At 65.2% G+C, this 15,515-nt stretch carries 15 protein-coding genes; 6 read left to right on the top strand and 9 right to left on the bottom strand.

Going from position 1 to position 15,515, the window contains the following annotated elements; all coding sequences use genetic code 11:
• Positions 1-43: 43 nt before the first annotated feature.
• Both ftsY and JQ580_RS08735 read left to right on the top strand, forming a co-directional pair.
• Positions 44-991: a signal recognition particle-docking protein FtsY gene (gene ftsY / locus JQ580_RS08740; RefSeq protein ID WP_212279385.1), complete on the top strand. Its 948-nt coding sequence runs from the start codon at positions 44-46 to the stop codon at positions 989-991.
• Positions 992-994: 3 nt separating this feature from the next.
• Complete coding sequence (locus tag JQ580_RS08735; protein ID WP_212279383.1) at positions 995-1,597, top strand: septation protein A; 603 nt, start codon at positions 995-997, stop codon at positions 1,595-1,597.
• A gap of 105 nt (positions 1,598-1,702) precedes the next feature.
• Here the strand turns inward: JQ580_RS08735 and JQ580_RS08730 are convergent, their stop codons facing one another.
• The 5 genes from JQ580_RS08730 to ccmA all read right to left on the bottom strand — a co-directional run bounded on the left by JQ580_RS08730 (position 1,703) and on the right by ccmA (position 4,710).
• The gene (locus JQ580_RS08730) at positions 1,703-2,296 is read right to left on the bottom strand and encodes a DsbE family thiol:disulfide interchange protein (RefSeq protein ID WP_212279381.1); all 594 of its coding nucleotides are present in this window, start codon (positions 2,294-2,296) and stop codon (positions 1,703-1,705) included.
• On the bottom strand, positions 2,293-2,478 hold the full coding sequence (gene ccmD, locus JQ580_RS08725) for a heme exporter protein CcmD (protein ID WP_212280214.1): 186 nt from the start codon (positions 2,476-2,478) through the stop codon (positions 2,293-2,295). Before ccmD ends, JQ580_RS08730 begins: the two co-directional genes overlap by 4 nt.
• Positions 2,475-3,266 carry a heme ABC transporter permease gene (locus JQ580_RS08720; RefSeq protein ID WP_212279379.1) on the bottom strand — a complete coding sequence of 264 codons (792 nt, stop codon included), beginning with the start codon at positions 3,264-3,266 and terminating at the stop codon, positions 2,475-2,477. The genes ccmD and JQ580_RS08720 overlap by 4 nt, the downstream gene beginning before the upstream one ends.
• Before the next feature lie 105 nt (positions 3,267-3,371).
• Positions 3,372-4,040, bottom strand: coding sequence for a heme exporter protein CcmB (gene ccmB / locus JQ580_RS08715; RefSeq protein ID WP_028150494.1), 669 nt, complete (start codon positions 4,038-4,040; stop codon positions 3,372-3,374).
• 67 nt (positions 4,041-4,107) lie between these two features.
• A complete protein-coding gene (gene ccmA, locus JQ580_RS08710) occupies positions 4,108-4,710 on the bottom strand; it encodes a heme ABC exporter ATP-binding protein CcmA (RefSeq protein WP_212279377.1) in 603 nt (200 codons plus the stop codon).
• Between the two features lie 239 nt (positions 4,711-4,949).
• Here ccmA and acnA point away from each other — a divergent pair, with 239 nt between their 5' ends.
• From acnA to JQ580_RS08695, 3 genes are all read left to right on the top strand, one after another.
• A complete protein-coding gene (gene acnA, locus JQ580_RS08705) occupies positions 4,950-7,670 on the top strand; it encodes an aconitate hydratase AcnA (RefSeq protein WP_212279375.1) in 2,721 nt (906 codons plus the stop codon).
• A gap of 221 nt (positions 7,671-7,891) precedes the next feature.
• The gene (locus tag JQ580_RS08700) at positions 7,892-8,683 is read left to right on the top strand and encodes a DUF1223 domain-containing protein (RefSeq protein WP_212279373.1); all 792 of its coding nucleotides are present in this window, start codon (positions 7,892-7,894) and stop codon (positions 8,681-8,683) included.
• 557 nt (positions 8,684-9,240) lie between these two features.
• Positions 9,241-9,609: a DUF2794 domain-containing protein gene (locus JQ580_RS08695; RefSeq protein WP_106947131.1), complete on the top strand. Its 369-nt coding sequence runs from the start codon at positions 9,241-9,243 to the stop codon at positions 9,607-9,609.
• A gap of 118 nt (positions 9,610-9,727) precedes the next feature.
• Here the strand turns inward: JQ580_RS08695 and JQ580_RS08690 are convergent, their stop codons facing one another.
• The 4 genes from JQ580_RS08690 to JQ580_RS08675 all read right to left on the bottom strand — a co-directional run bounded on the left by JQ580_RS08690 (position 9,728) and on the right by JQ580_RS08675 (position 14,769).
• Positions 9,728-10,258, bottom strand: a complete 531-nt coding sequence (locus JQ580_RS08690) for a GNAT family N-acetyltransferase (protein ID WP_212279371.1) — start codon at positions 10,256-10,258, stop codon at positions 9,728-9,730.
• 147 nt (positions 10,259-10,405) lie between these two features.
• A complete protein-coding gene (locus JQ580_RS08685) occupies positions 10,406-11,197 on the bottom strand; it encodes a Bax inhibitor-1/YccA family protein (RefSeq protein WP_212279369.1) in 792 nt (263 codons plus the stop codon).
• A gap of 282 nt (positions 11,198-11,479) precedes the next feature.
• Positions 11,480-14,050: an ABC transporter permease gene (locus tag JQ580_RS08680; protein WP_212279367.1), complete on the bottom strand. Its 2,571-nt coding sequence runs from the start codon at positions 14,048-14,050 to the stop codon at positions 11,480-11,482.
• Entirely contained in the window at positions 14,047-14,769 is a 723-nt protein-coding gene (locus JQ580_RS08675; RefSeq protein ID WP_212279365.1) for an ABC transporter ATP-binding protein, read from the bottom strand. Before JQ580_RS08675 ends, JQ580_RS08680 begins: the two co-directional genes overlap by 4 nt.
• A gap of 55 nt (positions 14,770-14,824) precedes the next feature.
• On the opposite strand from JQ580_RS08675, the gene JQ580_RS08670 reads away from it, so the two are divergent.
• Positions 14,825-15,469, top strand: a complete 645-nt coding sequence (locus tag JQ580_RS08670; RefSeq protein WP_212279363.1) for an arylesterase — start codon at positions 14,825-14,827, stop codon at positions 15,467-15,469.
• The last annotated feature ends 46 nt before the right edge of the window (positions 15,470-15,515 follow it).

The following is a 15,515-nucleotide window of genomic DNA, read 5'->3' as shown; positions in this document are numbered from 1 at the left end:
AAGACTTTCGTTTGGGAGCCGGAACGGCTAACACACCGCCACCATGAACGATACCACGTCAGATCCCCCCAAGCTGAGCTGGTGGCGCCGCCTGTCCGACGGGCTGAAGCGCACCTCGTCCTCGCTCGGGACCGCAGTCGCCGACCTCGTCACCAAGCGCAAGCTCGACCGCGCCATGCTCGACGACATCGAGGACGTGCTGCTGCGCGCCGACCTCGGCACATCAGTCGCGGTCCGGATCGCGGAAGCCGTCGGCACCGGCCGCTACGACAAGGCGATCTCGGCCGACGAGGTCAAGGACGTCGTCGCCACCGAGGTCGAGAAGGTGCTGTCGGCGGTGGCCAAGCCGCTCGTGATCGATGCCGGCAAGAAGCCGTTCGTCATCCTCGTGGTCGGCGTCAACGGCTCCGGCAAGACCACCACCATCGGAAAACTCTCGCAGAAATTCGCCTCCGAAGGCCGCAAGGTGATGCTCGCCGCCGGCGACACGTTTCGTGCAGCAGCCATCGAGCAGCTCAAGGTCTGGGGCGAGCGGACGAAGACGCCGGTCATCGCGGGCGCGCAGGGCTCGGATTCGGCGAGCCTCGCCTTCAACGCGCTGACCGCGGCGAAGGAGCAGGCCATCGACGTGCTGCTGATCGACACTGCCGGCCGCCTGCAGAACAAGGCCGAGCTGATGAACGAGCTCGAGAAGGTGGTGCGTGTGATCCGCAAGGTGGATGACACTGCGCCGCATGCGGTGCTGCTGGTGCTGGACGCGACCGTCGGCCAGAATGCGCTGTCGCAGGTCGAGGCCTTCCATCGCACGGCGGGGGTGACCGGCCTCGTGATGACGAAACTCGACGGCACCGCACGCGGCGGCATTCTGGTCGCGCTCGCGGAGAAATTCAAACTGCCGGTGCACTTCATCGGCGTCGGCGAGGGTGTCGACGATCTCGCGCCGTTCACCGCGCGCGACTTCGCCCGCGCCATCGCCGGAATCGAAAGCTAGAGAATGGACAAGACCCAGCCGCATCCGCTGTTCAAGCTTGCGACCGAACTCGGGCCGCTGCTCGTGTTCTTCTTCGTCAATGCGAAGTTCAACCTGTTTGCCGCCACCGGCGCCTTCATGGTGGCGATCGTGGTGGCGATGATCGCCTCCTACATGGTGACGCGCCACATCCCGATCATGGCCATCGTCACAGGCGTGATCGTGCTGGTGTTCGGAACGCTGACGCTGGTGCTGCACGACGAGACCTTCATCAAGGTCAAGCCGACCATCATCTATGGCCTGTTCGCGGCGATCCTGGGTGGCGGGCTGCTGTTCGGGCGCTCGTTTATTGCCGTCATGTTCGACCAGATGTTCAATCTGACGCCGCAGGGCTGGCGCATCCTGACGCTGCGCTGGGCGCTGTTCTTCGCCGGCATGGCGGTGCTGAACGAGATCGTCTGGCGCACCCAGAGCACGGACTTCTGGGTGAACTTCAAGGTGTTCGGCGTGACCCCGATCACGATGATCTTCGCCATCGCCCAGATGCCGCTGACCAAGCGCTATGGTGTTGAGCCGGTATCGCTGGAAACGAGCGAGGCCGAGGCCGGGGACGTGCGGAAGGGTTGACGGTCGCGTGTCCCGGCTCTCTGCAAATGCGTCGCAGTGACATGGGCCCCGGCTCTGCAGCGCACCGCTTGTGCGCTGCGCAGCGTCCGGGGCACGAGCGCGGCGTCAGGATCCCGCCTTCAGCGCCTTCTCCATCTGCGGCAACAGCACCTTCTGCAGATTGTCCGGCGTGATCGGGCCGACCAGCTTGTAGACGATGGTGCCCTCGCGTCCCACGACAAAGGTTTCGGGCACGCCGTAGACGCCCCATTCGATCGAGGCGCGGCCGTTGGCATCCACGCCGACGCGGCCGAACGGGTTGCCGTAGCGTCCGAGGAAGCGGCGCGCATTGTCGGACGCATCCTTGTAATTGATGCCGACAAGCTGGAAGCGCTTGTCCTTGGCGAGCTCGGTCAACAGCGGCGCCTCGTCGTGGCACGGCACGCACCAGGACGCCCAGACATTGACCAGGCTGACCTTGCCCTTGAACGCTGTGGGGTCGAGACCCGGCACCTGCGCGTTGTCGGCCTGCAATCCCTCGAGCGGCGGCAGGGCGGTCTGCGGCGCCGGACGGCCGATCAGCGCGGAGGGAATCCGCGAGGGATCGCCGCTGCCGAGCCGGAACCAGAACAGCAGCGCCAGGCCGATGAAGGCGATCAGCGGCAGCACCATCAGGAAGGTGCGGCGGTGCGGCGGTGCGGACGTCGATTGTTCGCTCATGACGCGTCCATCGCGCTGCGCCCGGAGCCGCGGGTGATGCCGCGCTCCTCCATCTCGCGCAGGCGCTGCGTCTGGTTGCGGTAGTCGAGCACGATCCAGCCGATCAGGATCGCGACCACGACGGCCGCCGCGGCATAGGACGTCACGATGAAGGATGCATAGGGACCGAGCGACATGATCAGGCGGCCCCGACTTCGTTCGACGCGTTTTGCCCGCGCGCGCCGGCGCCGATCTCGCTCGAGAACGCCACACGGCTCGCCTGCATCATCTGCAGCGCGCGAACACGGCGGCGCAAGATTTCGTTGCGCATCGCGGCCAGATGCAGCGTGACAAACAGCAGCGTGAAGGCGATCGCCATCACCAGCAGCGGAATCAGGAATGACTTGTCGAGGGCGGAGCCGCCCATGCGCATCACCGAGGCCGGCTGGTGCAGCGTGTTCCACCAATCGACCGAGAACTTGATGATGGGAAGGTTGATCGCGCCGACCAGCGTCAGCACGGCGGCGGCGCGCGCCGCACGCGAGGGATCGTCGACCGCACGCCACAGCGCCATCAGGCCGAGATACATCAGGAACAGGATCAGCACCGAGGTCAGCCGCGCGTCCCACTCCCAATAGGTACCCCACATCGGCCGGCCCCACAGCGAGCCCGTGAGCAGCGCGAGGAAGGTGAAGGCGGCGCCAATCGGCGCGGCCGCCTTGGCGGCGACGTCGGCGAGCGGATGACGCCACACCAGGGTGCCCAGCGAGGCGATGCTCATGACGCCCCAGACGAACATCGACAGCCACGCATTGGGCACGTGGATGAACATGATCTTCACCGTCGCGCCCTGCTGGTAGTCGTCGGGCGCCAGCGCGGCTTGATAGAGGCCGATCGCAAGCAGGAGCACGGTCGCGGCCGCAAGCCACGGCAGGACCCGCGCTGTCAGCGCGAGGAACCGCGTGGGGTTGGCGAGGTCGATCAGTGTCATGGTACCCTGATAATCGTCGGTGGCCGCTCAGGCAATCAGCACGAAAGCCCGCAGCGAAAGTTGATCGGGGTCAAGTCAGTCGCGCGCATCTCAGTCGCGCCCGTTTCAGTCAAGTCCATGCCGCAGGCTCGCTGCGGCTGCGAAGGGGCCGATCACGAGGCTGACCAGCGATAGCGCGCACAGGATCGAGAACGGCGCACCGAACGTCATGGGACCGACGATCACGGCCTGCGAAGCCGCAACACCGAAGATCAGCACGGGAATCGACAGCGGCAGCACCAGCACCGCCATCAGCAGCCCGCCGCGGTGCAGCGTCACCGCGAGCGCCGCGCCGATCATGCCGGTAAACGTCAGTGCCGGCGTGCCCGCCAGCAGAGTCAGCGCGACCGCGCCGGTTGCGACCATGTCGAGGTTGAGCAGCAGGCCGAGCACAGGGGTTGCGACAATCAGCGGCAGGCCGGCGGCCAGCCAATGCGCCAGCGCCTTGGCGGCGCAGGCGAGTTCCAGCGGCGTCCGGCTCATCGTGATCAGGTCGAGCGAGCCGTCCTCGTGGTCGGCCATGAACAGCCGGTCCAAGGTGAGCAGGCTCGCGAGCAGCGCGCCTAGCCAGAGGATGGCCGGCCCCAGCCGCGACAGCAGCGCCAGATCCGGCCCGACCGCGAACGGCATCAGGACGACGACGGTCAGGAAGAACAGCACGCCAATCAGCGCCCCACCGCCGACGCGCAACGCGATCCTGATGTCCCGGCGGATGAGGGCGGACAGGGCGGTCACGGAATGCTCCCAACGATGACGGGAGCGTAAACGGGCGCGCTCAGGCGCTTGGAAAGCTGAGGGTAGCTCACGTCGCTCCCCCGATCCGCAGCTCTCGCGTCTCGATCCCAAGCGGCGCGTGGGTGGCCGCGACGATCATGCCGCCGCGCGAGAGGTGATCGCGCATCAGGCCGCCGAACATGTCCTGGCCGGTCACGTCCAGCGCGTTGGTCGGCTCGTCCAGCAGCCAGACCGGGCGGCGGACGGTCAAAAGGCGGGCCAGCGACAGCCGGCGGCGCTGGCCGGCCGACAGGAAGCCGGCCGGCAGGTGGATGGCATGCGCAAGCCCCACCGTGGCGAGGCTTCCGGCGAAGTCGGAACGCTCCCCGCCGAGGAAGTCGGCCCAGAACGACAGGTTTTCCGCCACGCTCAGCGCCGGCTTCAGGGCATCGCGATGGCCGAGATAGTGGCACTGCTCCGGCAGCGTCAGCTCGGCATCGCCGCCGTCCAGTACGATCGTCCCGCCCGCCGGAACGAGCAGGCCCGCGATCAGCCGCAGCAACGAGGTCTTGCCCGACCCGTTGCGCCCCGTCACCGCCACCGCTTCGCCGGCCACGGCGGCGAAATCCAGCCCGGCAAACACCTCGCGGCCGCCGCGCACGCAGGTGACCCCGCGTCCGGAAAGCTGCATCCTGTCTCGGTCCACCCCGCTCAAAGCCGGGCCTCAGGAAAACTTGGGGTAGCGCATGGGAATTTTTGGCTCGCGAATGCTGCGGTACGATTGTGGCTGTGGCGGCGCGGTTAGAAAGCTTCTATAAGCCCGGAACTACTTGATGCAGCAACTCAACCTGCCCCTGCAAGCGGCCCAGCCTGATACGCTGACGGTGTTAAGATACCCTGCCGGGTATAGCTAACAATTGGGATTCCTACATGACCTCGCTCGACAGCTTCAAATGCAAAAAGACCCTCAAGGTCGGCGCCAAGTCCTATGTCTATTACAGCCTGCCCACAGCCGAGAAGAATGGTCTGAAGGGAATCTCGAAACTTCCCTATTCGATGAAGGTCCTGCTCGAAAATCTCCTCCGCAATGAGGACGGTCGCACGGTCAAGAAGGAAGACATCGTCGCGGTCTCGAAATGGCTGCGCAAGAAGTCGCTGGAGCATGAGATCGCCTTCCGCCCGGCGCGCGTGCTGATGCAGGACTTCACCGGCGTGCCCGCGGTGGTCGACCTCGCCGCGATGCGCAACGCGATGCAGAAGCTCGGCGGCGATGCCGAGAAGATCAACCCGCTGGTGCCGGTCGACCTCGTCATCGACCATTCCGTGATCGTGAACTTCTTCGGCGACAACAAGGCTTTCGGCAAGAACGTCGCCGAGGAGTACAAGCAGAACCAGGAGCGCTACGAGTTCCTGAAATGGGGCCAGAAGGCGTTCTCGAACTTCTCCGTCGTGCCGCCCGGCACCGGCATCTGCCACCAGGTGAACCTCGAATATCTCTCCCAGACGGTCTGGACCAAGAAGGAGAAGATGACGGTCGGCAAGAAGACCGGCACCTTCGAGGTCGCCTATCCCGATTCGCTGGTCGGCACCGACTCCCACACCACCATGGTCAACGGTCTCGCCGTGCTCGGCTGGGGCGTCGGCGGCATCGAGGCGGAAGCCTGCATGCTCGGCCAGCCGCTGTCGATGCTGCTGCCGACCGTCGTCGGCTTCAAGCTGAAGGGCGCAATGAAGGAAGGCGTCACCGCGACCGACCTCGTGCTGACCGTGACGCAGATGCTGCGCAAGCTCGGCGTGGTCGGCAAGTTCGTCGAGTTCTTCGGCCCCGGCCTCGACAATCTCTCCGTCGCCGACAAGGCCACCATCGCCAACATGGCGCCCGAATACGGCGCGACCTGCGGCTTCTTCCCGGTCGACGCCGCCGCGATCGACTACCTCAAGACCTCCGGCCGCGCCCCGGCGCGCGTCGCGCTGGTGCAGGCCTATGCCAAGGCACAAGGGCTGTTCCGCACCGCCAAGTCTGCCGACCCTGTGTTCACGGAGACGCTGACGCTCGATCTCGCCGACGTCGTGCCGTCGATGGCCGGCCCCAAGCGTCCCGAAGGCCGCATCGCGCTGCCGTCGGTCGCGGAAGGCTTCTCGCTTGCGCTGGGCACCGAGTACAAGAAGACCGAAGAGCCGACCAAGCGCTTCGCCGTCGAGGGCAAGGACTTCGAGATCGGCCACGGCGACGTCGTGATCGCCGCCATCACGTCCTGCACCAACACCTCGAACCCGAGCGTGCTGATCGGCGCCGGCCTGCTGGCCCGTAACGCCGCCGCGAAGGGCCTGAAAGCAAAACCGTGGGTGAAGACCTCGCTCGCCCCGGGCAGCCAGGTCGTGGCCGGCTATCTCGCCGATTCCGGCCTGCAGAAGGATCTCGACAAGGTCGGGTTCAACCTGGTCGGGTTCGGCTGCACGACCTGCATCGGCAATTCCGGTCCGCTGCCTGAGGAGATCTCGAAGTCGATCAACGACAACGGCATCGTCGCCGCTGCCGTGCTCTCGGGCAACCGCAACTTCGAAGGCCGCGTCTCGCCGGACGTGCAGGCGAACTATCTGGCCTCGCCGCCGCTGGTCGTGGCGCACGCGCTTGCCGGCAGCGTCACCAAGAACCTCGCGGTCGAGCCGCTCGGCGAAGGCAAGGACGGCAAGCCAGTGTACCTCAAGGACATCTGGCCGACGACCAAGGAGATCAACGCCTTCATGAAGAAATTCGTGACCGCAGCGATCTTCAAGAAGAAATACGCCGACGTGTTCAAGGGCGACACCAACTGGCGCAAGATCAAGACCGTCGAGAGCGAGACCTATCGCTGGAACATGTCGTCGACCTACGTGCAGAACCCGCCCTATTTCGAAGGCATGAAGAAGGAGCCGGAGCCGGTCACCGACATCGTCGAGGCGCGCATCCTCGCCATGTTCGGCGACAAGATCACCACCGACCACATCTCGCCGGCTGGTTCGATCAAGCTTACCTCGCCCGCCGGAAAGTATCTCAGCGAGCACCAGGTGCGCCCCGCCGACTTCAACCAGTACGGCACGCGCCGCGGCAACCATGAAGTGATGATGCGCGGCACCTTCGCAAACATCCGCATCAAGAACTTCATGCTGAAGGGCGCGGATGGCAATATCCCCGAGGGCGGTCTGACCAAGCACTGGCCCGACGGCGAGCAGATGTCGATCTACGACGCCGCGATGAAGTACCAGCAGGAGCAGGTGCCGCTGGTGGTGTTCGCCGGCGCCGAATACGGCAACGGCTCATCGCGCGACTGGGCGGCCAAGGGCACCCGTCTGCTCGGCGTGCGCGCCGTGATCTGCCAGAGCTTCGAGCGCATCCATCGCTCCAACCTGGTCGGCATGGGCGTGCTGCCGCTGACCTTCGAGGACGGCACTTCCTGGTCGTCGCTCGGCCTCAAGGGCGACGAGAAGGTCACGCTGCGCGGCCTCCAAGGCGACCTCAAGCCGCGCCAGAAGCTGACCGCGGAGATCGTCTCCGGCGACGGTTCGCTGCAGCGCGTTTCGCTGCTCTGCCGCATCGATACGCTGGACGAGCTCGACTACTACCGCAACGGCGGTATCCTGCACTACGTGCTGCGCAAGCTCGCGGCCTAAGCGCGAATTTGTGAACGGTGGCTCACTGCGACGTGAGTAGAAGGTTAAACGAAGGCGGCCTATCACAAGGCCGCCTTCGCGCGTTTGCGGCATGCTTCGGATGGGCCCGTCCAGCGGAAACTCCGCCCAGGATGGCCGGGTTATGCCGTACCCGTAAGATTACGGTGACCATCAGGCGATAAGATTTCCCTTCCCACGAGCTTTGGTGTGCGGCGTTCGACATGACAGCAATGACGGTTTCTCATCTGGTTTCACGCAACGTGATCTCAAGGTGGTCCGGTGCGCTCTGGTCGGGAGCTCTTGGCATCTGTGCGATCGTCGCCGTTATCCGTCCTGCCGAGGCCGACCCCCGCGCCGTCGTCGAATTGTTTACCTCGCAGGGCTGCTCCTCCTGCCCGCCCGCCGACAAGATCATCGGCGATCTCTCCAAGGATCCCTCGGTCATCGCGCTGAGCATGCCGATCGACTATTGGGACTATCTTGGTTGGAAGGACACGCTGGCGGATTCGCGCTTCTCTGCACGGCAGCGTGCCTATTCGCGCATGCGCGGCGACCGCGAGGTCTACACGCCGCAAGTCGTGGTCAACGGCTCCACCCATGTCATCGGCAGCGATCGTGCCGGCATCGAGAGCGCGATCGGCAAGAGCGATAAGGACAAGGGCGTAATGAGCGTGCCGGTGACGCTGTCGCTCGCCGGCAAGCAGATCAACGTGTCGGTGGCTGCCAGCAACGAGCCGGCCATCTCGCATGGCGAGGTCTGGATCTGTTCGATTGCCAGGTCGGTCCCGATCGAGATCACCCGCGGCGAAAATCGCGGACAGCAGGTCACCTATCACAACGTGGTGCGCAACCTGCTCAAGGTCGGTGACTGGACCGGGCGTTCGGAAAGCTGGACGGTGCCGATCGAGAACCTCACGCGTGACGGCGTCGACGGCGCGGTGGTCTATGTTCAGGACGGCAGCCGCGAGCGGCCGGGACCGATGCTCGGCGCTGCCTACACGTCGCTGCACTGAAGCGCGTAAGATCGTAGCAGAAGAAGCAGTCTCTCGGCATTCCGGACGCGCCTCTTGGCGAGCGCCCCAATCCATTTCTCAGTTCACATTGTGGATCAACGGATTCTCAGCTGCGCAATTGCGCACCATAGCTCGCGCTACGCACCCGGAATGACTGGAAACAGAAACATCCCGACACAAACAAAAAAGGACCAACTTGCGTTGGCCCTCCTTGTTGTGCGTACAGACCCGATCCTGTTCGGCCCCGGGGGGCTGGGGGCTGAGGAATCCGGAACCGACAGGACCGGGTCAACGCACACAAATCTTTTCGCAATTGAGGGCGGCAGTCGCTAGGCGGAAAAGCGGCGATCCTGTGATTCCTGCTAACGATCCCGTGACGGTTTGCCGCGACAGAGTTCCACCATTGCGTGTGTCCTGATTCGCATGCGATTCGACTGGTTGAATCAGGAGCCCCTTGCGGCGCTGACCGGTTGGCGCAATCATGCAGCTGTCATGATCCAGGTTCCGGGGACGGTCTTCGCGGACGGGGTTCATGCCGTGCGATGAGGAAGCGCTTTATGAGTCTGTCGGAGGATGCCGATCCGAGCGAGCAGCGCGCGGTGGCGCGCCCCGCTGCTGCGGCCACGCAGCTCAGCCGGGTGACGTTCAACCGGCTCGAGTTGCACCGTATTCTCAATCTCTACGGCCGCATGGTCGCCGACGGCGAATGGCGCGACTACGCCATCGACTTCCTCAGGGATCGCGCCGTGTTCTCGGTCTATCGCCGTGCCTCGGAAGTGCCGATCTACCGCATCGAGAAGGACCCGCGGCTCGCGCGCAAGCAGGGCATGTACAGCGTGATCTCGGCGACCGGCCTGATCCTGCGCCGCGGCCACGAGCTGGAGCGCGTGCTGCTGGTAATCGATCGCAAGCTGGCGGTGGTGTAGCGGCACGGCCCGTGCCGCAGGGTAGGCAAAGGCGCAAGGCGCCGTGCCTACGTTCCGTCTCTACCGCGGGAAGCCGGTGGGCACGCAGACGCTTTTGCCCACCCGACCAGACCGAGTCCTACTTCTCCGGCACCGTGGTCGCGCCCTCGCCGAGGTCGCGCTGCATCATCACCGTATCAAGCCAGCGGCCGAATTTCAGCCCGACACTGGGATGCGTGCCGATCATCTTGAAGCCGCCCTTGGTGTGGACACCGATCGAGCCGGCATTGGCGGAATCCCCGATCACCGCGATCATCTGACGGAAGCCGCGCGCCTCGCATTCGGCGATCAACCGGTCGAGAAGTAACGACCCGATGCCGCGGCGGTGGAACGAGGGATCGAGATAGATCGAGTTCTCGACCGTGAAGCGGTAGGCCGGGCGCGGGCGGTAGGCGCCGGCATAGGCATAGCCGGCCACGCGTCCCTCGAGCACGGCGACGAAATAGGGATAGCCGCCGTCCACCAGCGCACGGTAGCGGCGCGTCATCTCGGCAAGGTCGGGCGGCTCCAGCTCGAACGTCGCGGTGCCCTCGCGGACCGCCTGCTGGTAAATGGCGGTGATGGCGGGAAGGTCGGCCTCGGTCGTAGGCCTGATTTCGGGTGCGGACATGGCGGAAAAGATAGCAGGGATGGGATCACGAGCAACGCCGTTTCCGCATGCGTCCTGCCCGGGACCAGCCCGGGCATGACTGACTGGATGCAAACAAAAACCCCGGCCTCTCGGCCGGGGTTCGCGTCCGTTCTCTCGTCTCAGCGCTTACTCGCGCTGGCCGAGGAGCTGCAGCAGCAGCGTGAACAGGTTGATGAAGTTCAGGTACAGCGACAGCGCGCCGGTGATTGCCGCACGCTCTGCGACTTCGCCGCCGGCCGAAGCGTAGCCGTAGATGTAGTCGTTCTTCAGCCGCTGGGTATCCCAGGCGGTAAGGCCCGAGAACACCAGAACGCCGACCACCGACACGATGAACTGCAGCATGGAGCTGGCCAGGAACAGGTTCACCAGGCTGGCGAGGACGATACCGATCAGGCCCATGAACAGGAACGAGCCCATCCCGGTGAGGTCACGCTTGGTGGTGTAGCCGTAGAGGCTCAGCGCACCGAAAGTGGCCGCCGTGATGAAGAACACCCGCACGATCGAGGTGTGTGTGAACACCAGGAAGATCGACGACAGCGAGATACCCATCAGCGCCGCGAATACCCAGAACAGGATCTGGGCGGTCGAGGGAGCCAGACGGTTGATGCCCGCCGAGATCACGAACACCATGGCGAGCGGCGCCAGCATGAACAGCCATTTCAGCGGGCTGACAAACATCGCGTAGCCGAACGGCGTCAGGAACAGCTTGCCGACGCGGACGGCGTCCGCGGTCGGCACGTCCGTCACGGCAGCCATGTAGACGCCGAGCGCGGCCAGGCCGGTGATGGCCAGGCCGATGCTCATGTAGTTGTAGATGCGCAGCATGTAGGCGCGCAGGCCGGCATCGACCGTCGCGGCGTCAACACGCCCGGCGGCCCTGCCGAAAGGAGAAGCGTAGTTACGGTCTAGGTCCGACATGGTCGAATTCCCGTTGGTTGGTCCGGTCCGGCATGAGGGTCGCCATGCCGCCCGGTTCGTCAAACTCTATCTCGGATACCGATGCCTGCCGACTAAATTCGGGCTAACAATCGGGACTCCGAACCCATTGGATATGTGGGAAACTAACACATCCGCTGCAACCTTCCACGCGCGGCTGAATGTCGCCCTTGGCGGCAATCCTGACGCGAACCTGACGAGCAGTCGTGGTTAATCGCAGGAATCGTGCGATTTCGCTCTGGTGCGGCCGTCCGCTACATTTTGTCACAAATTGCGCAACACCGTGGCGGGTTTTTTGTTCAATGCCAGCAGCGTGCCGGCAAGCCCGAGCCCGACGGTGACGACCAGCGCGGCTGCGACCACGAAGGCCGCGCTGCTGGCCTGCCAGACGAAGCTCAGCGTCATCAGCCGCGTCACGATCATCCAGGCGGCGACGCTGCCGGAGATCACGCCGAACACCGCGGTGGCGAGCCCGATCAGGAGGTATTCGAGCGCATAGGCGCCGAGCAGCCGCAGCCGCGTCGCGCCCAACGTCTTCAGGATCACCGCATCATAGACCCGGTGGCGGTGGCCGGCGGCGAGCGCGCCGCCGAGCACCAGGATCGCCGAGATCAGGGTCACGGCGCTGGCACCGCGAATCGCCAGCGCCAGATTGGTCACGACCGAGCCGACCGTTTCCATCACCTCGCGCACGCGTACGCTCGTCACCATCGGATAGGCGTCGGCGACCTGCTTGATGATCTTGCCGTCGCCGGCGGCGGTTCCGCCGGTTTCGGTCAGCGTTGCGATATGGGTATGCGGGGCGCCCTTGAACGCGTTCGGCGAGAACACCAGCACGAAGTTGATGCCCATCCCCTGCCAGTCGATGGTGCGCAGATTGCCGATCCTGGCCGGGATGTCGCGGCCGAGCACGTTGACCACGATTTCGTCGCCGAGCTTGAGGCCGAGCCCGTCGGCGATCTTTTTCTCCATCGAGACCAGCGGCGGCCCGGAATAATCGGCGCGCCACCATTCGCCTTCGACCACCTTGGAGCCCTTCGGTTGCTCCGCCGTATAGGTCAGGCCGCGGTCGCTCTGCAGCACCCATTCGGAATCGGTGGTCGGCTTGAGGTCCTCGGCGCGCACGCCGCGCGCCGCGACAATGCGCCCGCGCAGCATCGGCACGTCCTCGACGGTCGCGCCCGGCGCGATCTTGCGGAGATAGTCGTCGAACGGTGCGGCCTGCGTACTTGGGATGTCGATGAAGAAGAACGACGGCGCGCGGTCGGGCAGGGCCGCAAGGAACTGCCGGCGCAGATTGCCGTCGATCTGGGTGATGGTGACGAGTACGGCCAGCCCAAGTCCCAGCGACAGCACGACCGACGGTGTCAGCGCGCCCGGACGGTGGATATTGGCAATTGCGAGCCGCAGCATCGGCAGCCGCGAGCGCGGCAGCCACCGCGCGATCGCCATCAAGAGGGCGGCGATGCCGCGCAACAGGGCGAACACGACGACCGAGGAGGCCACGAACACCGCCGCGATGCGCTTGTCGAACGACAGCCCGATCACGACCGCGATCAGCAGCGCCACCACGACGGCCATGAACATGAGATAGCCCAAACGGGGGCGGTGCCATTCCGAACTGATGGTGTCGCGGAAGAGGGCTGCGACCGGAACGTCGTGGACGCGCCCGAGCGGCCACAGGCCGAAGGCGAGCGCGGTGAGCAGGCCGTAGAGAAAGGACAGCGCGAGTTCGTCGGCATGCACCGCCGGGATCACCGGCAGCGGCAAGAGCTTGCCGAACAGGCCGACGATGGCGAAGGGCATGGCGGCGCCGAGTGCGAGGCCGATCACCGAGCCGATCGCGGCAAGCAGGAGGACCTGCGCCAGATAGATGCCGAACACGTCGCGCCCGGTGGCGCCGACAGCCTTGAACGCGGCGATCACCTCGAGCTTGCGGTCGATGTGGCTCTTCACGGCGTTGGCGACGCCGACACCGCCGACCAGCAGCGCGGCAAGGCCGACCAGCGTCAGGAACTGCGTGAAACGGCTGATGTTGCGTTCGAGCTGCGGCGACGCGTTGGAGCGGCTGCGGACCTCCCAGCCGGCTTGCGGCGCGGCGCTCCGGGCGTCGGCAATGAAGGTCTCGGTGGCGCGCTCGCTGTTGGCGGCCTCGGGCAGCTTCACCCGGTAGACCCAGCGCACCAGGCTGCCGGGCTGGATCAGGCCGGTGGCGCGCAGGCCCGCCTCGCTGATCAGGAAGCGCGGGCCGAAGCCGATGCCGCCGGCAAGCTTGTCGGGCTCGGCTTCGACGGTGGAGCGGATCTGGAAGGTCGCGGAGCCGATGGTGACGCGGTCGCCGGTCTTCAACGACAGCCGCGCCAGCAGCGTCGGATCGGCGGCGGCGCCGAATGCACCGTCACGCTCCGCAAGCAGGTCGGACATCGGCAATTGCGGTGCCAACGTCAGCTGGCCCAGCATCGGATAGGTATCGTCGACCGCCTTCATCTCGACCAAGGCGAGCTGGCCATCGGCCGCGCGCGCCATGCCGCGCAGGGTCGCCGCGGTCGAGACCGTGCCGCGCGAGCGCAGGAAAGCGACCTCTTCCGGTTTGGCTTCGCGCTGGAACAGCACGAAAGAGACGTCGCCGCCGAGCAGCGTGCGGCCCTCGCGGGCCAGGCCGTCGGAGAGACTCGCCGACACCGAGCCGACGCCGGCGATGGCCATCACGCCGAGCGCGATGCAGGCGATGAAGACATAGAAGCCGCTCAGGCCGCCGCGCAATTCGCGCAGTGCGTAACGCAGCGACAGCGCGATGCCGTTTGGCCTCGCGAAAGGTTCGGCTGCGATGCTCATGCCGGTGCGGACTGGGTGTCGATGCGGCCCGAGCGCAGGCGGATCACGCGGTCGCAGCGATGCGCGAGCGAGGAATCGTGCGTGACCAGAACCAGCGTCATGCCGCGCTCGGCATGCTTTCCGAACAAGAGATCGACGATCTGTTTTCCGGTCGTCTCGTCGAGGTTTCCGGTCGGCTCGTCCGCGACCAGGATGGCGGGATCGGGCGCCAGCGCGCGAGCAAGCGCGACGCGCTGCTGCTCGCCGCCGGACAATTGCGTCGGATAATGATGCAGGCGGTCGCCGAGGCCGACCGATTGCAGCTCCTGCGCCGCGCGCTTGGCGGCATCGGGATTGCCGGCGAGCTCCAGCGGCACCGCGACGTTCTCCAGCGCCGTCATGGTCGGGATCAGATGAAAGGACTGGAAGACGATGCCGACCTGGCGGCCGCGAAAGCGGGCCAGCGCGTCCTCGTCGAGGGCATTGAAAGGCGTGCCTGACACCACCACCTCTCCGCTATCAGGACGCTCCAGCCCCGCCATCACCATCAGCAGCGTGGATTTGCCCGAGCCTGACGGGCCGATCAGGCCGATCGTCTCGCTACGGCCGACGCGCAAGCTGATATCCTTGAGGATGTGAACGCGTGCCGCCCCCGTTCCCAATGAGAGATTGACGTTGGAAATGGCGATGGTGTCCGTCGTGGTGCCGACGAGGGAAGAGGAATTGATGCGAGTGTCCATGGTCCGGTCATATGGCAACTCCGATAGCGCGGTCGAGAGGCGTTACGGATTGTTCATGCACATAGCCGTGTTGATGCTCGGTTTGATGACGATCGCGACAACGCCGTCGTTGCAGGCCCAGCCGGTGACCAAGCCGGCGAAGCTCGTGGTCCTCGGTGATTCCCTGAGCGCGGGCCTCGGCCTGGCAGCCCAGGATGCATTCCCGGCCAAGCTTAAAAAATCTTTGAAAAACAAAGGCATAGATGTCGATATGATCAATGCCGGTGTGTCCGGCGATACCTCCTCAGGCGGCCGTGACCGTCTCGACTGGTCGATCCCCGACGGAACCGATGGTGTCATCGTCGAGCTCGGCGCCAACGATGCCCTGCGCGGCGTCGATCCCGCGGTGACGCGCGCCGCGTTGACCGACATCGTCCAGCGGCTGAAGGCCCGCAAGATCGCGGTGATGCTGTGCGGCATGCTGGCGCCGCCGAATTACGGCGCCGATTACGCCGCGCGCTTCAATTCGATTTATCCGGACCTCGCGAAGACATTCGACGTGCCGCTCTATCCGTTCTTTCTCGACGGCGTCGCGGCCGACGCCAGGCTCAACCAGGCCGACGGCATTCATCCGACCGCTGAAGGCGTCGACATCATCGTCGCCAACATCATGCCCATGGTGGAGGCATTCCTCGGCACGATCACTGAGCAACGGCGTTGAAATGCAGGCAGCGCTAACCCTAATTCCCAGGGTTTTAACGGGGTGA

The sequence above is a fragment of the Bradyrhizobium sp. SZCCT0148 genome (assembly GCF_018129985.1).
Classification (GTDB): domain Bacteria; phylum Pseudomonadota; class Alphaproteobacteria; order Rhizobiales; family Xanthobacteraceae; genus Bradyrhizobium; species Bradyrhizobium japonicum_H.
Note: the sequence above shows the minus strand (reverse complement) of the source record. Positions and strands in the feature narration are given on the sequence as shown.